This is a genomic window from Thalassolituus hydrocarboniclasticus (assembly GCF_025345565.1).
GTDB classification, from domain to species: Bacteria; Pseudomonadota; Gammaproteobacteria; order Pseudomonadales; family Oceanobacteraceae; genus Venatoribacter; species Venatoribacter hydrocarboniclasticus.
In genome coordinates this window covers 2,680,977-2,703,436 of record NZ_CP054475.1, presented here as the reverse complement: position 1 = coordinate 2,703,436, position 22,460 = coordinate 2,680,977, and the positions used below count along the sequence as shown (strand labels likewise).

Genomic DNA, 22,460 nt, shown 5'->3' with positions numbered 1-22,460 from the left:
GGTATTGATATGAGCCATGAATATGGTCCGGAGCTGCTTGGTTATCTGCAGGCATTCGACCAGCTGAAAGAAGCCATTTACATCGTCAATCCGCAGACGGCGGAAATTGTGGCGGTGAATGATGAAGCTGGCCGCCAGCAGAAGCTAAGCCGGGAGCAGCTGGTGCAGCGTACGGTCTTTGATCAGCAGCGGGATATCCGCGACCTCGCTCACTGGCAGCTGGTCGTACAGGCAATCCGCTCAGACCCTGACTATGTTTTTTCCGGTCGTCATATACGCGCCGATGGCAGTGAGTTTCCGGTAGAAGTTTCCAGCCATGTGGTGGTTTGGGATGGTACGGAATATCTGTTGTCATCGGTCCGCGATATTACCCAGCGCAAGGCAATCGAGAAAACGCTGCATGATCTTGAGCCGATTATGCAGTTTGTACTCAATGAAGCTTCGGACGGTATCTGGGACTGGGACCTGACCACCAACGACGTGTTTTATGCCCCTCAGCTTAAACGTATGCTGGGTTACGGCCCTTACGAAGTGCAGCACACCCTGTTTACCTGGCAAGACAGTCTGCATCCGGAGGATGCCGAACGTATTCTGGTTGCCACTGAAGAATACGTCTCTGGCAAGCAGGATCTCTATGATATTGAATACCGTCTGCGAACCCGCAACGGGGATTATATCTGGGTACATGACCGCGGTTATGTCTGTGCCCGCGATGCCAATGGCCGTGCATTACGTATCGTCGGCATGGTGCACAATATCGATGAATATAAAAAACTGGAAGCCAGATTGCGGGAGCTGGCGACCATTGATGAGCTGACCGGCCTGCTTAACCGCCGTGCTGGTTATGCGGTGTTTGAGCAGCAGCTGCAGCTGGCGATCCGTCAGCGTACAGTCTTCACCATCGCGTTACTGGATCTGGATACTTTTAAAAATATCAACGATCAGTTTGGTCATCAGGTTGGCGACCGGGCGCTGCGGCTGGCATCTGATACGTTCCGCGCACGGTTGCGGGCAAGCGATACCCTGATGCGCTGGGGCGGCGAGGAGTTTCTGTTGCTGATGCCGGATACTGGTATCAGCGCCGGGCTGAGCGTCTGCGAAGAGCTGCGCCAGCAACTGGAGAATGCCAGCCTTAAAGTGTCCGGCCGCCGCATTCCGCTGACGGTCAGTGCGGGTCTGGCGAGCTGCCCGGAAAACGGCAAAAGCATCAAAAATCTGGTGCAGAGTGCCGATAAAGCGCTGTACCGTGCTAAATCGCTGGGCCGTAACCGCATTGTTGGCTGAGTGCTGCCATCCGTTGGTCAGGGCTGTGATAATTCCCGCCGGGCAATTCCGCAGTTGCCGCTGAAAATGTTACCCTTATGACTCTTTTACGTTGTGAGTCTGTATGAACTACCTTGCCTGGCCCGATTACAAACAAGGCTGGATTTTCCGCCACCGGGAATTACCTGTGGCCGCAGAAGATCTGGAACATATCAAACCGCTGACTGCCGTGGCGGCCTTGCAGTTCTGGCGCCAGAACATCAGTAAAGAAGCCACTCACGCCAGCCATTTTCTGGGAGATGACTGGCCGGCACGTAACGGTGTCTGGGCAGAGCAGGGCGACTGGCAGGCCAGCTGGGACAGTGACAGCAATGAATTACCCGAGCTGATTGCGGCGCATTTAAGCTGGGATGACAACACGGTAGTGTATTTCTGCTATCACTCGGAGCATGTCGTGCAGACCAGCTGGAAGATATTCCGTCGTTACTGGAAGAATTTTTTATTCTACGACGACGAGCCTTTTCTGTTAGGGAAGAAACGCTCGCAGGTTGTGCAGTTTCACTCCGATGGCAGCTTCCATATCGGTACCAAACCGGCGGACCACTGAGCTCACAGTGACCGCCCGTTCGCTTGTTACCAATGCAGGTAATAATCGAAGTCATTTATATTGTCTTCTTAGTACCAGAGGTGCCCTAAAGCTTGCGCAGCCCGGCGCTAATTCATAGACTGGTTTATTCAGTTTTTAAGGAGCGCGGCCATGAAGGGTGACGTCAAAGTTAACGAGTATCTGAATCAGATTCTCAGCATCGAACTCACATCGATCAATCAGTATTTTCTCCATGCCCGCATGTTCAAAAACTGGGGTTTTTCTGAGCTGGATGAAAAGGCTTATAAAAAATCCATCAAGGATATGAAGCAGGCCGACAAACTGATTGAACGCATTTTATTTCTCGAAGGTCTGCCTAATCTGCAGAAACTGAACCGTCTGCGTATTGGTGAAAATACCGCAGAAATGTTGCAGTGCGATCTGGATCAGATTGTTGAACAGCTGGACGTTTTGAAAGAAGCCATCGCCTACTGTGAATCGGTTAAGGATTACGTCAGCCGCGAACTGCTGGAAGAGATCCAGGAATACGAAGAAGAATACCTCGACTGGCTGGAAACCCAGCAGTCCCTGATTGCCCAGGTTGGCATCGAAAATTATCAACAGTCCATGATGTAAGAGGAGGCCGGATATGAAAGGTAACGCACAGGTTATTGCCAAATTGAACGAGTTACTGGCCGGTGAATTAAGCGCCATGGATCAGTACTTTATTCATTCCCGCATGTACGATGACTGGGGACTGAAAAAACTGTACGAGCGTATTGATCACGAGTTTGAAGATGAAAAAGAACATGCTTCAAAACTGATCGAGCGTATCCTGTTTCTCGGTGGCACACCCGATATGGTGACCCGCGTGCCGCTCAATATCGGTAACGATGTACCATCGATGCTGCAGAGCGATCTGGATCTGGAGTATAAGGTGATTGTCGATCTGCGTGATGTTATGGCCTTGTGTGAGCAGGTGCAGGATTACCAGACCCGCGATATGTTGCAGGTGCTGCTGGATGATACCGAAAACGATCACACCCACTGGCTGGAGCAGCAGTTAGGGTTGATCGACAAAATCGGCCTGCCGAACTACCTGCAGTCGCAGATGTCCTGACCGGAACACTCTGTTGCCAACAAAAAAGCTCCCAACGGGAGCTTTTTTTATATCTGCGGGTCGAAACCCGCCGTATCCCCATGATCTGTTGCCGCAGGAGCCACGGCTCTGAAGCGGGGATAAATCAGTATCACTGTAAATAACGCGGTAAAAGGTTGTACCTGTGTTCAGATTCCCCCGGTTTCTGTGGTTAAATGCCGCACGCATTTCTCTGTTGGTGGAGGTTGTTATGCCCATCCGGGCATCGTTTTTCCTCATAGCTTGTACTGCCCTGATCAGCTCGGGTTGTTCTGTATGGCCTGGCCCGGAACACCGAGACCTGACACTGGCAGACATTGAACGGTTACTGGATCAGAAACTGCCGGCGGCGGAGCCTGTGCCTGCGGCGGCAGTTTGTGGTGATGTTGCAGCACTGGATGACAAGCTGCGTCGTCAGCGTTTGCAGCTGGTACGTATCAATAAACAGTTGCAGGCGCTGACAGCGGCATCGCCAACTTTTTCCGGAGCAGAATGTCCTCCGCGTGAGGCGCCGGCCACCCTGATGGATGGTAAAACCATCGTCGGTGCCAGCGAATGGATTTACCTGTCTCCGCCAGGTCATCACTATCAGGCGCGAATTGACAGTGGTGCGGCAACTTCGTCGCTGAGTGCCGTGAATGTCGTGCGTTTTGAGCGCAATGGTAAGCGTTGGGTACGCTTCTGGCTGCAGCATGATGATGAGGCCGAACCGATTGAGATCGAAGCACCGCTGGTGCGCCATGTGCTGATTCGTCAGGCATCCAGCGATGAGGTCGATCGCCGGCCGGTGGTTTCACTGACCGTCAATCTGGGAACGGATCTGCAGCAGGATACCGAGTTTACGCTTACTGACCGTTCGCAGATGACCTATCCCATCTTGCTGGGCCGTGAGTTTTTGCGCGATGTGACCCTGATTGATGTTGGTCGTCGCTTCCTGCACGCCAAATTTGTACCGGATACTGCGCCGGCAACAAAAGCGCTGGTTCCGCCAGAGTCTGAATCATCAGCAACGGGTAATGCTGCCAAAGCTAATGATTCGGCAAAAGCCAAAGCGGCGGTTCAGAACGATAAAAACGTAAAGAAAGAACTTCCTGCCAACGGAAAGGCAGGCATTGAAAATAATTCGCCAGCTGCGAAGGCGAATGCTGCAGACAGCAGTCAGACGGACACTGTCAAAAAACCGGTGAAGGCTGAACCGGTTCCCAACACACCGTAGCCTGCGACTTCAATATTATGAACTTCCGTTCTCTGTCATTCTCCCGTGCTCCTTTCTTTTTACTGGTCGGATTTCTGCTGGTGGTGGGAATCGTACTGACGCTGCATCGCCACTGGATGTATGAAGTGCCGCTGATGTATGGCGAAACCCAGACCATCTGGTCGGTAGAGGCCAAGGTGGAATTCAATGCCCATGGTGGGCCGGTCAAAGTCTCAATGGCCCGGCCGTCAGCACAGGATGGCTTTACGGTATTAAAAGAAGCCGGTGCATCACCGGGTTACGGCCTGAATTTTATGGATGGGAATGAACCGCGTGCTGAATGGACGGTGCGGGGGGCCAAAGGAAAACAGGAGCTGTTTTATCGCGCCGAAATCCTGGTCAGCCAGATGCAGTCCGGTGCCGATCTGCCGCCGCCGGCTATTGATCCGGTCAGCTGGCCGGAACCTTATGCCAGCGCTGTGAGTGAAGTTCTGGCGGAGGCATATGCCACCTCAGCCGATAACTACAGTCTGACGCGCGAGCTGCTTAAACGCTTCCGTGAAGATGAAACCGCACAGCATATTGAATTACTGCGCACTCACTATTCTGACCAACTGCCGGAACTGTGGGTAGAAATGCTGCATAAAGCACGGGTGCCGGCATCGGTAGTGTACGGCCTTAATCTGCAGGATGGCCGTCGCCGCCAGAATCTGATGCCGTTGTTACGCGTATGGAACGGTAATGACAGTCAGATATTTGAGTTGCCCGGTGAAAAGAGTAATGCCTCGGTGCTGCTGACCGCGGATACACCTTTACTGCTGTGGGAGCAGCGTGGTGCTCCGGTTCTTGATGTTACCGGCGGTACCGATTCCAGTATCCGTTTTTCAATGCTGAAACGGGAAGAATCCACCTATGCGAATATCGCCGAAAACCTGTCCAGTCAGCATGACTTCCTGAATTTCTCTATCCACAGCCTGCCAGTGGAAGAGCAGGCAATGTTTAAAACCATTCTGCTGATTCCGATCGGTGCGCTGATTGTCTGTATCCTGCGCATTATTATCGGTATCCGAACATCGGGTACCTTTATGCCGGTATTGATTGCACTGGCATTTATTCAGACCTCTCTGGTTACCGGTCTGGTTGGCTTTTTGCTGGTGGTTGCTACCGGATTATTTATTCGCGGCTATTTATCCCGTCTGAATTTATTATTGGTGGCACGGATTACTGCGGTCATTATTACTGTGATTGCCATCATCAGTATTTTCAGTGTGCTGTCGTATAAGCTCGGGCTGACCGAAGGCCTGAAAATTACCTTTTTCCCGATGATTATTCTGTCCTGGACCATCGAGCGGATGTCGATTCTGTGGGAAGAAGAAGGTGGTCGCGAGGTTATGGTACAGGGCGGTGGCAGTCTGTTGACGGCAGTACTGGCTTACTGGGCGATGAGTGACCCCTGGGTACGGCATTTAACATTCAACTTTATTGGTATTCAGTTTATTGTGCTGGCGCTGGTACTGCTGATTGGTTCTTACACCGGCTATCGTCTGCTTGAGCTGAAACGCTTCAAAGCGTTCGGGAACTGACGTGTTTACCTTGCCATGGCGCCTTGAGCGGCGCGGTATTCTGGGTATGAACCGGCGTAATATCAGCTATATCAGCCGCTACAATCCACGGCGTTTATACCCACTGGTCGATAACAAACTGAAGACCAAACTGCTGGCGCAAAAGGCGGGTATTACCACGCCTGCATTAATCGGCACTATTCAGAGCCAGCACGATGTTTCTTTGCTTGCGGATCTGTTGCGTGACGTGCCGGGCTTTGCCATAAAGCCTGCAAAAGGCAGTGGTGGCAAAGGCATTATGGTGCTCAGCCGTGATGAGGATGGGCAGTATGTTAAAAACAGCGGTAGTGTGGTTACGCTGGCCGATCTGCAGCGTCATGTATCGAATATTCTGTCCGGCCTCTACAGTCTGGGCGGCAGCCCCGATATTGCCATTATTGAAGAACTGATCGAGTTTGATCCGCAACTCGGCGGCTATTCCTTTGAAGGTGTACCGGATATTCGTGTGATTGTTTGTCGTGGTTACCCGGTGATGGCGATGATGCGTCTTTCTACCCGCAGCTCAGATGGCAAAGCCAACCTGCATCAGGGAGCGGTTGGCGTCGGACTCGATATCGCCACCGGCCGGCCGTTAAATGCGGTGCAGGATGGTTTAAGTGTTGAGCGTCATCCGGATACCGGACGGGAATTATCAGAACTGGTGATTCCGCAATGGGGACAGTTACTGGAATTGGCCGCACGCTGTTATGAAGAAACAGGGCTGGGATATCTGGGAACCGATATGGTACTCGACCGTCGCTATGGTCCGATGTTGCTGGAATTAAATGCCCGTCCCGGACTGACGATTCAGGTTGCCAACGGTTGTGGCCTGCTGCCACGGTTACGCAAAATTGATGCATTATCCGATGCTGATGTGGCGCGCCCGGCGGCAGAACGGGTGGAGTTCAGTCGTCGCTGGTTTGCTGTCGATCCTCTGCAGCAGGTAGGCGCAGCGCAATAAGCTGATACAACAGACAAAGAAAAAGGCTCAGATGAGCCTTTTTCTTTATCTTGTATTCTGCAACAGCCGGAATCCGGTTTACTCCAGCAGGCTGTCCAGGCCGGATTCCAGCGAGGTGGTATTTGCCACATCGGCGTAGGCCCGGGTCGTGTCCATACCAATCACCTCAGCAACCGCCAGAGGAAATTCTTCGATAATTTTCTCATCGCTCCAGTTTTTTTCATGCGCTGCTTTCAGATATTTAGCAATATAAATCACCCCGGCCAGCTTCGAATAAGGCTGGTCACCCTCCGGGTTATGCTGTTGCAGAATCGCCTGCTGCATTTCTTCCGGGAATTTCCAGCGCTTGGCAAGTTCAGCACCGACATCAGCATAGTTATAGCCCAGCAGGCTGGTTTCCAGTGTATGGCGCTTGCCACCCAGTGCTTTGGCGTCATCAATGCTTTTGAGCTCTTCGGGAATGACGACATGCATCAGCAGGTTGCCAATAGAGTGCAACATACCGCAGGTAAAAGCGGTTTCACGGTCGCAATCTTTTATATAGCCGGCAATCCACTTGGATAAAGCGCCAACGGCAAAGGAATCGCGCCAGAATTTTTTCTGATCAAATCCTTCCGGTGCCTTGAAGGCGCCGGTGACACCTGAGGCGAGTACCATGGTACGCAGGGTATTAAAGCCGAGCAGCATAATGGCATCGTGTGGATTGGAGACGGTACGTGATACGCCGTAATGGGCAGAATTTGCCAGACGCAGAACTTTCGCAGTGAGTGCCTGATCCAGTGCAACCTTGTTGCTGATGTCGTCGACGTTAGCATCCTCATTGCGGAAGCTTTCGATTAATTCCTGAACGACGCGGGGAATGTGTGGCAGTGCCTGGGACTCAGCGAAAATGTTAGCCATGCTCATAGTTATACTTCCTTTGGTTTTCACTGAAATAAAGCATAGGCGAGGAATCGGCAACGGGTTATATGAGGAAAGTTCTTTATTGTAATTTTCTGAATCTGTCCTGTGGGGAAAAGCCCGGAGTCTCTGGCCCGGAATCATGGCAGATAAAAAATCGCAAAGCGCCAATAAATCCACATACAGCAACGCTAAGTCTTTGATATTATTGACACACTTCGGAGATCAGATTATGCAGCAACAACGAATTGGCTTTGTCGGCATGGGCCTGATGGGCGTTCCCATGAGTCAGCGCTTACTGGCGGCGGGCTATCACCTCACGGTCTGGAACCGTAATCCGGATAAAACGGTGGCTCTGGCTGAGGCCGGTGCACAGGTTGCTGCTTCGCTGGCAGAACTGGTTGCGGTCAGTGATGTGGTCATGCTCTGTGTAACCGATACCGCGGCGGTCGAGGCGGTTGTTTTCGCCGCTGACGGCATTGCCGCCTCTGGTCGTAGTGGGCAGGTGCTGATTGATTTCTCCAGTATTGAACCGGCGGCCACCCGGCAGATGGCTGAACGGCTGGAAACGGCTTGCGGCATGCGCTGGGTTGATGCGCCGGTGTCCGGTGGCGTGGCCGGGGCTGAACAGGGCACTCTGGCGATTATGGCCGGTGGTGACGAAGCGCTTATCGACACGCTGCGCCCGCTGTTGGCACCGCTGTCGCAGCGTGTGACCCGTATGGGGCCGGTGGGAGCGGGGCAGGTGACCAAGATCTGTAACCAGATGCTGGTAAGCTGCAATGTACTGGTGATGGCTGAAGTGATGGCGCTGGCGGAAAAATCCGGCGTCGATGCGGCACAGATTCCGGCGGCCCTTAAAGGCGGATTTGCCGATTCTGTGCCTCTGCAGCTGACCGGCCCACGTATGGCAGAACGCGATTTTGATCCCGTTAAATGGCACGTAAAGACGCTGTTAAAAGATCTGGATATGGCCAATGATCTGGCCAGAATAATGAAAAGTGCCATTCCAATGGCCGGACTGGGTGCAGAGCTGATGCGTCTGCACGCAAGCCAGGGCAACGCAGAGAAGGATCCCTGCACTCTGGTGACTATGTATACGGAGAAACAAGGGTGAAACTCACCGCAAATCTGTCCCTGATGTACACTGAGCTGCCATTTTTGCAGCGCTTTGCTGCAGCGCACCATGATGGCTTCGGGGCGGTGGAAATCCAGTTCCCTTACGACACACCAATAGAGCAGATTCAGCAGGCGCTGGCTGAAAATAATCTGCGTTGCGTCCTGATTAATGTACCGGCCGGCGATTTAATGGAAGGCGGTGAGGGGCTGGCTGCTGTACCGGGAAAAACCGCCGAATACGCTGCCGCTATGGTTGAATGCCTGTACTACGCGCGGGCGTTAAAAGTATCGTGTGTGAATGTGCTGCCGGGTCGTTGTAATGACGAAAACAAACGGGTTTTTTACCTCGATACATTTAAAAAGAACCTGCTGAAAACTGCTGAAAGTCTGGCGCCTTTTGGTATCACCACCACCTTTGAAGCAATCAATACCCGCGATATGCCGGGCTTTCTGATTTCATCAGGTCAGCAGATGCTGGATATTATCGCCGAGCTTAATCACCCGGCGATTAAAGCGCAGTTCGATATTTATCATATGGCGCTGATGGGGCATAACGTCTGTGATTTTATTAATCTGCATGCCGCGAAAATCGGGCATATTCAGTTTGCCGATATACCCAAACGTGGTGAGCCGGGCAGTGGCACGCTGGATTTTCCTGCTATTTTCCGCTGTATCGAAACCTCGGGTTATAAAGGCTGGGTTGGCGCTGAATATAAGCCAACCCGGGCAACCTCTATGACCATGCAATGGAAGCGTGATCTGGCGGTGAATGTGGCTCTTTGTTCATAAGCTGCTGTGTTTGTGTCTCTCAGCTGAACATATCCAGCTGAGAATCATCAGCCTTGCGCGTTCTGGTCTGTGACCGGGCGCGCGTTGTTTTTTCTGTCTTCTCTTCTTTGTCTTTGTCTTTGTCTTTATTGTCGCCGGATTCGCTGGTCGTCATATTCTGCGTGTTATCAGGTATTTCTGTCACAGCGCTCTCTGCTTCGAACAGGCTGGCGCTTTGTTGATGCCCGTGTTCCGGTAGCGGATCGGCAGCAGGCTCGCCGATTATTGCTGTGGCTGAGCTGCTATCCGGTGTGTCTTGGCTGGCCGTGTGCTCAGACCCGGAACGGTTATCCGTCTGGCTGCTGTTTTCGGTTTCTGTCGGTGCAGAGCTGACATGCTCATTCTGTACGGTAAACATATCCAGCTGTGGTATGGCAGTTTCTTCTTCGTTGCTGGCGGCACTTTGTTGTTTGGCGCTCAGCACCTTGAGGCGGCGTTTTTCACACAGATTCACCACCAGTTGCTTCTGGAAGGTCGTGAACTGATTCCAGTAGAGACGTTCGTCGCGGCTGCGGAAACAGCCTTTGCAGTAACCGCGGTTGTTCAGTTCGCAGATACGGCGGCAAGGACTGGGAATGTCAAAGAGTTCGCCCTGATCAATCATCGGAGTAACAATCAGCTGATAATGACCCAAGATTAACAGGTTCTGCGCCGCAGGAAAGCGTTGGGCGGGCCAATTCTGTACCGTGAGCGGCAGGAAAACGGGGAGGCATAAATGAAACAGCCCACAGACACCGGAGTGCATGTGGGCTGCCAGAAGATGCTTGATCTGACCCGAAAGTCAGATCAGGCGAAAGGCTTACAGAGGAGTTACGTTTTCCGCCTGTGGGCCTTTCTGACCTTGAGTAACTTCCATAGTTACTTTCTGGCCTTCTTGCAGAGTCTTACGACCACCGCCGTTGATAGCACTGAAATGTACGAATACATCTTTGCCAGATTCCTGCTCGATGAAGCCGAAACCTTTTTCGTCATTGAACCACTTGACGGTGCCTTGAACTAAATTTGCCATGCTTTATTTCCTGAGTAATGCGCCAATCAACGATCGGCCTTGCTATATCTTCTGGCATTTTCATCGATACTGGCCGGCGAACCGGGAAGACAATCAATAAATGCCGCTATCGACCAGTATCTTGCATATCTTACGAATATGGAGCACTCGCCAACACACCTGCACACCTGCACAGGCGCGATTATAGTATCTTACTTATTCCCCCTTACCAAGCCTTAGCAGGGCAGTTTGGCAACTATTTGCAACCGGCCTGCAGTTACGGGCGCAGACGGCCTTCTTTTGCTAAACTTGCGCGCCCAAAATTACAGGAAAGCCCGGTGTTTCAGCATATTCAGTGGCCAGTTGACGATCAGGCACAACGACTTTTCCATGGCCGCGGACATGCCTGGCCGGGCTTCGAGCACCTTAATATTGACTGGTACGCACCTCTGGTGCTGATCACCCTGTACGCCGAAGTGGACGAATCCTGGCTGTCAGAGCTTGAGCAGCAGTTGCTGGCAGGCCTTAAGCGTGGCCGCCCTGATCATGCTGGTCAGCTCAGTGTGGTGGTGCAGCACCGCTGTCGTACCGGCGCGCCTTTTACCCTGCTGTGCGGCCAACTACCGGAACAGCTGGTAATTAAAGAGGATGGTCTGAGCTACTGGCTGCACCTTAACCGTTCGCAGAATACCGGGCTGTTTCTGGATATGGCCAATGGCCGCCGCTGGGTGCGGGCGCACAGTGATGGGCGGCGGGTACTCAATCTGTTTGCCTATACCTGTGGCTTCTCGCTGGCGGCGCTGGCCGGTGGTGCCACTAAAGTGGTGAATGTGGATATGAGCCGCGCGGCCTTGAGTCATGGCCGTGAAAACCATCGTCTGAATGACCACGATCTTAGCCGGGTGGTGTTTGAAGGGGTGGATATCTTTAAATCTTTTGGCCGGCTGAAAAAGCACGGTCCTTACGATTTGCTGATCTGCGATCCGCCGACGTACCAGAAAGGCAGTGTCGATATCCGCCGTGATTACGCCAAACTGCTGCGGCGTCTGCCGGAGCTGATGGTCGCCGGTGGTGATTGCCTGCTGTGTCTGAATGCCCCGGATCTGGGCGAAGATTTTCTGCTGGCAGAAGTAGCTCAGCATGCTCCGCACTGTGTGCTGGTGGAGCGGCTGGCCAACCCGCCGGTCTTTATTGAAGCTCAGGCCGGGCGCGGCTTAAAGGTACTGCATTTCCGCTACCAGCCCTGAGCTATACAGCGTGCCGCCGCTCAGAAATTATGGGCGTCGGCGCGTTTCTCGATCAGTTCAATCTTATAGCCGTCCGGATCTTCAACAAAGGCAATCACCGTGGTGCCGCCTTTAACCGGGCCGGCTTCACGCACGACATTGCCACCATGATTACGGATGCGTTCACAGGCTTCGGCGGCGTTATCCACTTCGATGGCGATATGGCCGTAAGCGCTGCCCAGGTCGTATTCGCTGGTGCCCCAGTTGTAGGTCAGCTCCAGCACTGCGCCTTCGCTCTCCGGCTGATAACCGATAAAGGCCAGGGTGTACTGGTATTCTTCGTTGTCGTGCTTGCGCAGCAGGGTCATGCCCAGCACTTTGGTGTAAAACTCAATGGCGCGGTCCATATCGCCGACGCGCAGCATGGTGTGTAACAGTCGCATGGGAAGCTCCTAGTCTGATGTCTTTTGTTTGAATTCGCACAGGTCTTCGATGATACAGGCGCCGCATTTGGGTTTGCGCGCCACGCAGACATAGCGGCCATGCAGAATCAGCCAGTGGTGGGCATCAAGCTGAAACTCTTTTGGCACGACCCGCATAAGGCGCTGTTCCACTTCATCAACATTTTTACCCGGCGCAATTTTCGTGCGATTAGAGACGCGGAAAATATGGGTGTCGACGGCAATGGTTGGCTGACCAAAGGCCGTGTTCAGCACCACATTAGCGGTTTTGCGTCCGACACCGGGCAGGGCTTCCAGTGCTTCACGGGTTTGCGGCACTTCACCGCCATGTTGTTCAAGCAGAATCTCGCACAACCTGATGACGTTTTTGGCTTTGCTGTTAAACAGGCCGATGGTCTTGATGTATTGCTTTAAACCTTCTTCCCCCAGCGCGCGGATACTTTCAGGGGTATTGGCTACCGGGTAGAGTTTGCGTGTTGCCTTGTTGACGCTGACGTCGGTGGCCTGAGCTGACAGCAGCACGGCAATCAGCAGTTCAAAGGGCGTGCTGTATTCCAGTTCCGTTTCCGGGTGCAGATTTTCGGCCTTCAGGCGGGAAAATATTTCGATGCGTTTTTCTTTATTCATGCTGATAACAGGCAAAAAGAATCAGCGCCTATGATAACGCTGATCCTGCTCTATTTCGCCTTTTCCACCCGGTTGCGGCCATTTTCTTTGGCTTTGTACAGCGCTTTGTCAGCACGTTTCATTAACTCTTCGATGCTTTCGCCGCTGTTACGCCGCGCGGCGCCAAAGCTCATGGTGACATTCAGGGTTTTGCTGTTATTGCTTTGGCCGCGCTGTTTTTTGCCCTGACGCTGGGTCTCCGGGCGTTGCTGACGGTTGCGTACAATCAGCGGATAGCTGGCGATGCGCTCGCGGGTTGCTTCAATAAAAGGCAGGCATTCGCTCAGCTCGGATGACGGAAATATCAGGGTAAATTCTTCGCCGCCGTAACGGTAAGCGCGTCCGCCACCGCTGGTTTTATTCAGTTGGGCGGCCACCAGACGCAGTACGTCATCGCCGACATCATGGCCATGGGTATCGTTGAATTGTTTGAAATGATCGATATCCGCCATCACCAGCAGGTAGCGGCCATGACAGTGTTTCAGGTCATTCATCAGGGCCCGGCGACCGGGCAGACCGGTGAGCTCGTCAATAAAGGCCAGGTGGTGATTGTTGATCAGCAGGGTGGCAAACAATAAAAGCAGCGACAGGCTGCTGACCAGTACAGAAATCTGGCTGGCATCCAGCCGGTAAAATAACCAGCCATGTAAAAGCAGAAGCGCCAGCAGGGCCAGTGGTGTATCGCTCTGTTGTGGCAGGCGGTTGATAATCAGCGCAGCACCAAGAGTAAAGGTAACCCACGCAGGCAGTGGCAACAGGCCGGCGCTGGCCTGTTCACGGAAGCCAGCCGTCCAGTCCAGACTGGCGGCATACCAGTCGCTGACGCTCAGTGCCGCCAGCACCAGAAACTGCAGGCCGAGAATGGCGGGAAATATCATGCCGCCAAGAGAGAACGGCCGCCGTTCGGGTAAATAGCGGATCAGCGCCACATTGACTGGCCACAGCAGGCACAGCCAGAAAAATACCCAGTAAGTGTCAGCATCACTCAGCTGAACCTGTAAGCGTTGCTGTACCAGTGCGTAGGTCACCAGCGTCAGGATGGCCATCTGGCCGATACGGCCCTGGTTAAACAGCTGGGTTAATAAAAGCAGCAATACACCCAAGCCATACGGCAGTGCCTGTAACAATAAGCCGTAATCGCTATGCCAGCGTGACATATGGGGCAGGCACAGCCAGGCGCTCAACAGGGCAAGCAGGGGCAGGGCGGCGGGCCGGAGGGCAGTGAGGTAAGGCAAAGTTAATCTCAAAGTCATTAATAGTAAGCCAGACCCTAACTATAGACGGCTGCGCTGGCCGCAATTGCAACATTGTGTTGGAGAATGGCAACGAATCTGCGATAAAACGCCTATTTCCTTCGGAGCAGCCCCTATGCAGATTGGTGACCGTTACGAGCTGGAAGCAGAAATTACCGCTGATGTTATTGCCGGTTTTATTGTCGATGCTGCCTGTAGAAGCCCGGAAGAGCGTCAGCCGGCGGTGCTGGCAACGGCAGGTATGATTGCTTTAATGGAGCGTGCGGCTGCACGACTGATGGCGCCATTATTAGAAGCGGGTGAGCTTTCGGTCGGAGTTCATGTGAATGTCACCCATATTGCACCTGTTCCGGCCGGAGCGCTGGTAACCGTCAGTGCTGAGTACCTTGGCAAACCGGCAGATTTTTATGAATTTGAAGTCCGCCTTGAAGATGCGGCGGGTGTAGCCGGTGCCGGTACAGTCGGCCGTGCCATTGTTGCAGAAGAGCGCCTGTTGCAGGTCGCTGAAAAGCGGCATTAACGGTTATTATCCATGGCCTTTTCAGCATAATTATCAGGTGAAGGGCAGGTGTCGCTCAGATATACTTCGCGCTTTATCAGTAAGCGCTTTGTGCCCTGTAAAGGCTGTTTTTAAACAAAGGCTTTCCGGGCAGTTTTCTGCCATCCGACTGAATATCCATGGACTACAGCCCCTGAAGGGACTTCTGAGGACAACATCATGATCAGCCCGCGTCTGGCGCTTGCCGCCATTTTTACCTCCGCGCTATTGCTTGCAGGATGCAGTGATAACGATACCGGTACACAACCATCCGCCGTCAGCAGTACTGCTACTGAGCCTGGCAGCCAGTCCGCCGACCGGTCCGAAAGTAGCGCCGCTGCAACGGATAACCATGGCCCGGCGGACAATAACAGTACCGGGCAGGTTGCAGAGAGCAACGGCAGCAGCGCAAACGGCAAAGCAGAGCCGGCAGCCGCCACCTTATCGACAGCGCAATTGTATGCTGGCGTACCTTTACAGGTAGCAGATATCAGCGAACAGACTTATGACGATGGCAGTGCCATTGGAATTACCTTTTCTGTGCCGCTGGATGGCAGCAAAAATTTTCAGGGCTATTTACTGGTTGAGCGCGAACTGGATAACAGCAAACGCGAGCCGGTGAATGGTGGTTGGGTGTTATCCGATGATGGCCGTACCGCGTATTTTGAAAGTGTTGAACCGGACAGCCGCTATTGGGTAACCGTTGATGCCGGTATCCGCGCGATCAATGGTGAAACCCTGCACAAGCCCAGCCGTGGTGATGTGAAATTCGGCTCGCTGAGTGCCAGCCTCGCTTTTGCCAGTAATGGCCATTTCTTACCATTAAATCTGCATACCGGTCTGCCACTGTATGCCTTAAACGTCAGCGAAGCCAATGTGGCTTTTCACCGGGTTAATCCGGATAAACTGGTGCGTCTGGTTAACTGGAAAAACCGTGGCCAGAGCGAAAGCTATTACCGTCTGGATGAATTGCCACAGTTTTCCGATTTAGTGCACGAAGGCCGCTTTACCTTGCCTGCCGAGCGTAACAAGCGCCGCCAGATTAATTTACCGCTGCAGGACATTCCGGCGCTGCGTGAACCGGGTGTTTATCTGGCGGTGATGGCCCGTCCCGGACAGTACGATAACCAGCTTGCCGTTACCTATTTTATGGTTACCGATATCGGCGTGCATATCCGCAATTACGGCAACGGCTTTGATGTTTATCTGAATACCCTGGGCAGCCCGGAGCCGGTCGAAGGCGCGCAGGTTCAGCTGTTAAACAGCAACGGCAGTGTTGCCTTTGAAGCAAGCAGCAGTGCTGCAGGACGTGTCAGCGTACGCCGTAAAATTGATTACGGCCAGGTGCTGGTGGTGCGTAAAGATGAATCCGTCAGTCTGGTGAATTTAAATACTCCGGCGCTTGACCTGTCCGATTTCCGTCTGGCCGACCGTCCGTATAACAGTGCCGAACTCTTTATTTATGCACCGCGCGATATTTACCGTGGCGGCGAGACTGCCACCTTCAGCGCTTTGTTGCGTGACGATGATGGCAAGAGTGTTAATTCACGGCCATTAAAAGGCCGCATCATCCGCCCGGATGGTCAGAAAGTTAAAGACATCAACTGGCAGCCGGCAGCCGGTGGTTATTACCAGTATGAATATCCGCTGGCCGCCGATGCCCAGACCGGTAACTGGCGTTTAGAAGTTGAAGGCGTGAGTAAAAACCGCGTGGTGTATCAGTTTAAAGTCGAAGACTTTATGCCTGAGCGTCTGAAGCTGACCTTTAATCCGGGGCAGAATACCACCCGTTACTTCACCAGCCGTGAGCGTCTGAATATTCCGGTACTGGGCGAATATTTATACGGTGCACCGGCGGCGGGTAACCGTTTTGATGCCAGCATCCGTGTATCACCATTGGCGCATCCTTTTGAACAGTGGCCGGATTTCCATTTTGGCAATGTACGTGAAACCGACTGGAATCAGCAGTTTATTGAAAACGGTGCGGTTCTGGATAAAGACGGCAAAATCACCCTGCAAATTGATTCCCGCTGGGACGGTGCCAAATCGCCACTGGCCGTTACCGTGACCGGCAGTCTGTTTGAATCCGGTGGTCGCCCGGTGGTGCGCCGTCATGTTGCCCGCGTATTACCCGGCAATGCACTGGTTGGTATCCGCCCGCTGTTTGGTGACCGTGCAGCACGTAATTCACAGGCCGAATTTGAACTGGTTAAAACCAACGCCAAGGGTGAAAAACTGGCGGCCGATAATCTGCAGGTACGGTTAATTAATCAGAATCGCCGTTACCACTGGCGCTATTCCAGCAACCGCGGCTGGTATGTGGAAACCAGCGAACGTGAATTCAGTGAACTGACACTGACACGCAGCATCACGGCCGGTAATACCGAAAAAGTATCGGTGCCGGTCAGCTTTGGCAGCTATCGTCTGGAAATTACCGATAAAAGCACCGGTTTAATCAGCAGCATGACCTTTGATGCCGGTGAAGACTGGTACTGGTATTGGGAAGATGCTCAGGATGCCGAACAGGGCGCACGCCCGGACAAAGTTGTACTGGCGCTGGATAAAGCTGCGTATGCTGCCGGTGATGTCGCACAACTGAAAATTGTACCGCCAGCGGCCGGTGAAACCCTGGTGCTGATTGAAAGTAATCAGCTGTTGTGGAGTGCCCGGGTGACGACGCCAGCGGAAGGAGCCACGCTGGATATTCCGGTCGATGAATCCTGGAACCGTCACGATATTTATATCAGCGCACTGCATTTACAACCGGCCGATAATAAACAGCGCATTACCCCGACCCGTTCGGTGGGGCTGATGCATCTGAAACTGGATCGTGAACCACGTCGTCTGAATATTGCCCTCGATGCCCCGAAAAAGTGGACGCCGAATCAGCGTGTCGTCACCGAAGTGACAGTCAGCGACAGTAACGGCGGTGCCGTTAACAGCGCCTGGGTAACCCTGGCGGCGGTGGATGTTGGTGTGCTGTCGATTACCGATTTTAAAACCCCCGATCCTTTTGCCTGGTTCTTCAGCCCGCGCCGTTATCTGGTGGATATGTACGATATGTACAGCCATTTAATTGGTCTGAATAACAACCGCATGGCGACTCAGCGTTTTGGTGGTGATGCGCCGGAATTAAGCCGTGGCGGTAAAAAAGCCCGCGCCGAAGTACAGATCGTATCGCTGTTTTCCGGTCAGGTGGCGGTGAAAAATGGCGTTGCCCGCATTCCGCTGCAATTACCCGATTTTAATGGTCGTCTGCGCTTAATGGCGCTGGCCTTTGATGACGAACGTTTCGGCAGTCTGGAGCAGGAAGTCACGGTCGCAGCGCCGGTGGTTACACAACTGTCGTTGCCGCGTTTTGTCGCTGTGGGTGATGAGACCAGCGTGGCGCTGGACGTTACCAATTTAAGTGGTGAGCAGCAGGTATTAAATCTGCAATTCAGCCTCAGTGGCCCGGCCGTCGTGCGTGATAACACACCATTAACCCAGCAGCTGACGCTGGCCGATGGTGAAAAACACACCCTGTTATTACCTCTGCGTTCAGAGTTTCCGGCCGGGCAGATTGACATTGGCCTGCAGTTAACCGGTGCCGGTGATTACTCACTGACCCAGAGCTGGAAACTGAACAGCCGTGCCGCCCATCCGGCGCTGACCAAAAAGAAACAGATGGTGCTGCAGCCGGGCGAACGTCTGGTGCTGGATGGCAGCGAGATGGACGGCTGGATTCCGCAGTCACTGGAAGCATTGCTCAGTGTGAATAACCGCGTGAATTTAAATCCGCGCAGTCAGCTCGAATATCTGTTGCGCTATCCGTATGGCTGTCTGGAGCAATCGTTAAGTTCCACTTATCCGTGGATTTATGCAACACCTGACCAGCTGTCGGATCTGGGTCTTAAAAACAGTAGCGGTCGTAAGCGTGAAAGCGCGCTGGCCAGCGGTATGGATCGTATTGTTAAGCGCCAGATGAATCATGGCGGCTATGGCTTATGGTCAAACCACGACGATTATGAACAGCACTGGTTAACCGCTTATGCCGGTGATTTCCTCACCGACGCCCAGGATGAAGGTGTACGTATTGATGCCGATGTACTGCGTAAAACCCTGAGCCGTTTACAGGAATATCTGCGTGGCCGCGGTAATTTCAGCGAACGCTGGAATGACCGTCCGGAACTTTACCGTCAGATTTATCAGAGCTATGCCGCCTATGTTCTGGCGCGGCATAAAAAAGCATCGCTGAGTGATATCCGTCGCCTGGCGGGTGAGGCGCGTCTGGATTTACCGGCCCTGCCATTACTGCATCTGGCACTGGCGGCGAAATTACAGGGCGACCAGCAGCTGTCTGATCAGTTAATGGAAAAACTGAAAACCGTGCAGCGTGAAGAAAATTATTACCTCGGTGATTACGGCTCACGCGTGCGTGATACCGCACAGGTTGTGCGCCTGTTACTGCAGTACCGCCAGCAGCAGAGTTTTGCGCTCAGCCGTGCTGAAGCGCTGGCACGTATGCTGGAGCGCCGTACCTATCTGAGCACCCAGGAACGTAATGCCGTCTTTATGGCGGCGGTGCAGCTGGATCGTGTGCCGGGTGATGAGTGGAGTGGTGAACTGAGCATGGGCAGCGTATTAAAAACCCTGCAGCAGGCCGGTGAATTTAACCTGCTGGAAAGTGGCAGCAGTCTGCGTGATGGCGTAACCCTGAGCAATACCAGCAGCGATCCGTTATTCGCCACACTGATGTATCAGGGCCACAGCAAACTGGCACCGCCGGCAGAAAGTAATGGTGTGAGTATTCAGCGCCGTTATTTCACCACCGATGGTCAGGCAATTATTGCGGATGACGGTGCACTGCGCATGAAAGTCGGTGAGCTGATGCTGGTGCAGCTGGAAGTAAAAGCCGATAAACGCCGTCCGGATTTATTGCTGGTGGATTTATTACCGGCCGGTCTGGAGCTGGAAAATCAGAACTTAAGCGCATCGATCAAGCTGGATGAAATCAATATCGATACTCAGCCGGTGGCCGAATGGCAGCGCCGTTCGCGTATTTCTCATCAGGAATACCGTGACGACCGTTATGTCGCCGCCATTGATGCCAATTCTTACAGCACCACCCGGGTATTTTATCTGGTGCGGGCGGTAACGCCGGGTAATTATCAGGTGCCGGTGCCGCTGGTTGAAGATATGTACGACCCGGAAACCCGTGCGCTGGGTACCACGCCGGATATTCTGTTTGTTACTCAGCCCTGATTCTCTGATGTTGAATGTGTCAGTCAGAAGAGTCCTCTGAGTGAGTAACATACCCGCCAACCGTGCCGCGTTTAACGCGGCACGTTTTTTCCGCCTGCCACAGAACAGAGCCACCCGATTTGTGCTGTTGCTGGCAGTTTTTTGCCTGCTGTTAAAAAGTGCCGATTGGTTATGGCCACTGGCCGTACCCGATCCGCAACGCCAGACAGAAGGCGCGCAGAATGATTTTGCCCAGCTGGTGGTTGATCGCCATGAACGGCCGTTGCGTGCCTTTGCCGACAGCAATGGCGTCTGGCGTTATCCGGTAGAGCTGAGCGAAGTCTCGCCTTTTTATAAAGAGGCATTACTGAATTACGAAGACCGCTGGTTTTATTATCACCCCGGAATCAATCCTTTTGCGCTGCTGCGGGCTACCTGGCAAAACTGGCGCTGCGGTTGTGTGGTATCCGGTGGTTCGACCATCTCGATGCAGGTGGCGCGACGTTTTCACCCGCACTCACGTTCCATCGGCGGTAAGCTGGAACAGGCCTTGCGGGCATTACAGCTGGAGTGGCATTACAGCAAAGATGAAATATTCACCCTGTATTTAAATTACGCGCCCATGGGCGGTGTGATTGAAGGGGTGGGGGCGGCCAGCCGCTTGTATCTGGATAAACCGGCGCTCGGTTTATCGCTGGCCGAGTCGGCATTATTGGCCGTATTGCCGCAGGCACCGTCGCGTTTGCGCCCGGATCGTCACCCTCAGCGTGCATTAAACGCACGTAATAAAGTGCTGCAGCGGATGCTGGAATTTGGCGTGATTACCCAGGCCGATTATCAGCAGGCGTTGCTGGAACCTGTGCTGGCTTATCAGCCGCATACACCGCAGCTGGCACCGTTACTGGCGCGGGAATTACGCCGGCAAAATGCCGATAAAAGCCTGATTAAAACCACGCTGGATGCCGATCTACAGTACGAGATAGAAGATTATCTGGCACAGGAAATTCAGCGTTTTCCGCCCAGTCATTCCGCCGCCATTCTGGTGCTGGATAATGCCAGCCACGAAGTCCGGGCTTATGCCGGTTCAGCGGATTTTTCCGACGATTCACGCTTCGGCCATGTCGATATGGTGCAGGCGCAGCGCTCGCCGGGGTCAACCTTAAAACCTTTTATTTATGGTCTGGCGATAGAAGACGGGCTGATTCACTCCGCCAGTTTATTGCGCGATGTACCACGCTATTTTACCGATTATCAGCCGGAAAATTTTACCCGCCATTTTTCCGGCCCGGTGTCGGCCACCGAAGCGTTACGGCAGTCACTTAATTTACCGGTGGTGCAGGTGCTGGAGGCCGTTACTCCGGAGCGCTTTGCTGCCGCTCTGGCGAATGCCGGAGCACGTTACCGTATTCCCGGTGATGGTAAAGCCAACCTGAGTATGGCGCTGGGTGGCGGCGGATTATCGCTGGCGCAGCTGGTGCAATTGTATTCTGCACTGGCGAATGGCGGTCAGGTCTGGCCGCTGCGTTATCTGAATGGGGAGTTGCCATCCGTCGCAGGTTCACGCTGGTTATTTTCGGCAGAAACCGCCTGGGTGCTGAATGATATGTTGCGCAGTCCGCGTCCGGACCGTGCGCGCAGTTATGCCCTGCAGGATAACGACCGCAGCATCGCCTGGAAAACCGGCACCAGTTATGGCTTCCGAGATGCCTGGGCGGTGGGTGTGACTCCTGCTTATACCATTGGTGTGTGGTTTGGCCGCCCGGACGGCACGCCATCGCCCGGACATTACGGCGCGCTCAGTGCGCTGCCGGTGCTGTTCCAGTTATTTGACCGCATCGAACATAAACCTGAGCTGTTGCCGCAGCCAGAGCAGGTCAGTCAGGAAACCATTTGCTGGCCGTTGGGCAAGAGCGCCGCCGAAACCGCAGCCGATCAGTGCTTCCAGACTCATAAAGCCTGGCTGGTACGGCGTCAGCTGCCGCCGACCTTACGCGATGAACGCAGCGATGGTTTATGGCGCAACCCGTTAACCTACTGGACCAGCGAGCGCGGCCTGCTGGTTGATGGCAGCTGTGATGTGCCCGCACGCACAGCGCACCAGCTGGCACTCTGGCCACGGCCACTGGAACACTGGCTGCCGGCCAGTCAGCGCCTGCGTAACCGTTTACCCGCCGTTGATCCGCGCTGCAGTGAGCCACCGGCGCTGGCACTCGAACCGCTGCAGATTACCGGTATTCAGGATGGCCTGATTCTGCGCTCCAGCCGTACCCGTGCCGGCGGCAGCGCTGCGCTACCGGAAATCTCGCTGCACGCTCAGGGCGGGCTGGGTCCGCGCGACTGGTATGTGAATGGCCTGCACGTTGGCAGCAGTGGTGAGGCCGAAACCCTCAGTTACCGCTTCAGCGTGACCGGTGAGCAGGAAGTGGTGGTTATGGATGCCCAGGGCGAGCTTGACCGGCGTACACTGCAGGTAGAATAACCTGACCCTTATGCTTTCCGGTCGCGGCAGGCTGT

19 protein-coding genes are annotated in these 22,460 nt (G+C 53.7%); 13 read left to right on the top strand and 6 right to left on the bottom strand.

Annotation, left to right across the window (positions count from 1 at the left end):
* Positions 1 to 9: 9 nt before the first annotated feature.
* The 7 genes from HUF19_RS12040 (at position 10) to HUF19_RS12010 (ending at position 6,744) form a co-directional block, all read left to right on the top strand.
* Positions 10 to 1,284, top strand: coding sequence for a sensor domain-containing diguanylate cyclase (locus tag HUF19_RS12040; RefSeq protein ID WP_260996855.1), 1,275 nt, complete (start codon positions 10 to 12; stop codon positions 1,282 to 1,284).
* 103 nt (positions 1,285 to 1,387) lie between these two features.
* A complete protein-coding gene (locus HUF19_RS12035) occupies positions 1,388 to 1,870 on the top strand; it encodes a DUF2947 domain-containing protein (protein WP_260996854.1) in 483 nt (160 codons plus the stop codon).
* Between the two features lie 150 nt (positions 1,871 to 2,020).
* Positions 2,021 to 2,485, top strand: coding sequence for a bacterioferritin (gene bfr / locus HUF19_RS12030; protein ID WP_260996853.1), 465 nt, complete (start codon positions 2,021 to 2,023; stop codon positions 2,483 to 2,485).
* A 13-nt stretch (positions 2,486 to 2,498) separates the two neighbouring features.
* Positions 2,499 to 2,969, top strand: coding sequence for a bacterioferritin (gene bfr / locus HUF19_RS12025; protein ID WP_260996852.1), 471 nt, complete (start codon positions 2,499 to 2,501; stop codon positions 2,967 to 2,969).
* Between the two features lie 229 nt (positions 2,970 to 3,198).
* Positions 3,199 to 4,203, top strand: a complete 1,005-nt coding sequence (locus HUF19_RS12020) for an ATP-dependent zinc protease family protein (protein WP_260996851.1) — start codon at positions 3,199 to 3,201, stop codon at positions 4,201 to 4,203.
* A gap of 17 nt (positions 4,204 to 4,220) precedes the next feature.
* Complete coding sequence (locus tag HUF19_RS12015) at positions 4,221 to 5,765, top strand: inactive transglutaminase family protein (RefSeq protein ID WP_260996850.1); 1,545 nt, start codon at positions 4,221 to 4,223, stop codon at positions 5,763 to 5,765.
* A gap of 46 nt (positions 5,766 to 5,811) precedes the next feature.
* Entirely contained in the window at positions 5,812 to 6,744 is a 933-nt protein-coding gene (locus tag HUF19_RS12010) for an alpha-L-glutamate ligase-like protein (protein ID WP_260999500.1), read from the top strand.
* Positions 6,745 to 6,822: 78 nt separating this feature from the next.
* On the opposite strand, the gene HUF19_RS12005 is transcribed toward HUF19_RS12010, so the two are convergent.
* A complete protein-coding gene (locus HUF19_RS12005; RefSeq protein ID WP_260996849.1) occupies positions 6,823 to 7,650 on the bottom strand; it encodes an HDOD domain-containing protein in 828 nt (275 codons plus the stop codon).
* 226 nt (positions 7,651 to 7,876) lie between these two features.
* Between HUF19_RS12005 and HUF19_RS12000 the strand changes: the two genes are divergently transcribed.
* Together HUF19_RS12000 and HUF19_RS11995 are read left to right on the top strand one after the other, a co-directional pair.
* A complete protein-coding gene (locus HUF19_RS12000; protein ID WP_260996848.1) occupies positions 7,877 to 8,761 on the top strand; it encodes an NAD(P)-dependent oxidoreductase in 885 nt (294 codons plus the stop codon).
* Positions 8,758 to 9,552, top strand: coding sequence for a hydroxypyruvate isomerase family protein (locus HUF19_RS11995; RefSeq protein WP_260996847.1), 795 nt, complete (start codon positions 8,758 to 8,760; stop codon positions 9,550 to 9,552). The genes HUF19_RS12000 and HUF19_RS11995 overlap by 4 nt, the downstream gene beginning before the upstream one ends.
* Positions 9,553 to 9,571: 19 nt before the next feature.
* Here HUF19_RS11995 and HUF19_RS11990 read toward each other — a convergent pair whose 3' ends face one another.
* Together HUF19_RS11990 and HUF19_RS11985 are read right to left on the bottom strand one after the other, a co-directional pair.
* On the bottom strand, positions 9,572 to 10,225 hold the full coding sequence (locus HUF19_RS11990) for a DUF1289 domain-containing protein (RefSeq protein ID WP_260996846.1): 654 nt from the start codon (positions 10,223 to 10,225) through the stop codon (positions 9,572 to 9,574).
* Positions 10,226 to 10,390: 165 nt separating this feature from the next.
* Positions 10,391 to 10,600 (bottom strand): cold-shock protein, encoded by a 210-nt coding sequence (locus tag HUF19_RS11985; RefSeq protein WP_145470041.1) that lies wholly within the window; start codon positions 10,598 to 10,600, stop codon positions 10,391 to 10,393.
* Between the two features lie 317 nt (positions 10,601 to 10,917).
* Between HUF19_RS11985 and HUF19_RS11980 the strand changes: the two genes are divergently transcribed.
* Positions 10,918 to 11,826: a class I SAM-dependent methyltransferase gene (locus HUF19_RS11980; protein WP_260996845.1), complete on the top strand. Its 909-nt coding sequence runs from the start codon at positions 10,918 to 10,920 to the stop codon at positions 11,824 to 11,826.
* 20 nt (positions 11,827 to 11,846) lie between these two features.
* Here the strand turns inward: HUF19_RS11980 and gloA are convergent, their stop codons facing one another.
* Genes gloA through HUF19_RS11965 form a run of 3 tightly spaced genes read right to left on the bottom strand, consistent with a single transcriptional unit; the run spans position 11,847 to position 14,089 of the window.
* Positions 11,847 to 12,248 carry a lactoylglutathione lyase gene (gene gloA / locus HUF19_RS11975; RefSeq protein WP_225690919.1) on the bottom strand — a complete coding sequence of 134 codons (402 nt, stop codon included), beginning with the start codon at positions 12,246 to 12,248 and terminating at the stop codon, positions 11,847 to 11,849.
* A gap of 9 nt (positions 12,249 to 12,257) precedes the next feature.
* Positions 12,258 to 12,893 carry an endonuclease III gene (gene nth, locus HUF19_RS11970; protein WP_260996844.1) on the bottom strand — a complete coding sequence of 212 codons (636 nt, stop codon included), beginning with the start codon at positions 12,891 to 12,893 and terminating at the stop codon, positions 12,258 to 12,260.
* Between the two features lie 50 nt (positions 12,894 to 12,943).
* Positions 12,944 to 14,089, bottom strand: a complete 1,146-nt coding sequence (locus HUF19_RS11965; protein ID WP_260996843.1) for a GGDEF domain-containing protein — start codon at positions 14,087 to 14,089, stop codon at positions 12,944 to 12,946.
* Positions 14,090 to 14,300: 211 nt separating this feature from the next.
* Between HUF19_RS11965 and HUF19_RS11960 the strand changes: the two genes are divergently transcribed.
* From HUF19_RS11960 to pbpC, 3 genes are all read left to right on the top strand, one after another.
* Positions 14,301 to 14,705 (top strand): thioesterase family protein, encoded by a 405-nt coding sequence (locus HUF19_RS11960; RefSeq protein ID WP_260996842.1) that lies wholly within the window; start codon positions 14,301 to 14,303, stop codon positions 14,703 to 14,705.
* Between the two features lie 198 nt (positions 14,706 to 14,903).
* Entirely contained in the window at positions 14,904 to 19,967 is a 5,064-nt protein-coding gene (locus HUF19_RS11955) for an alpha-2-macroglobulin family protein (protein ID WP_260996841.1), read from the top strand.
* 40 nt (positions 19,968 to 20,007) lie between these two features.
* On the top strand, positions 20,008 to 22,425 hold the full coding sequence (pbpC, locus tag HUF19_RS11950) for a penicillin-binding protein 1C (protein ID WP_260996840.1): 2,418 nt from the start codon (positions 20,008 to 20,010) through the stop codon (positions 22,423 to 22,425).
* The last annotated feature ends 35 nt before the right edge of the window (positions 22,426 to 22,460 follow it).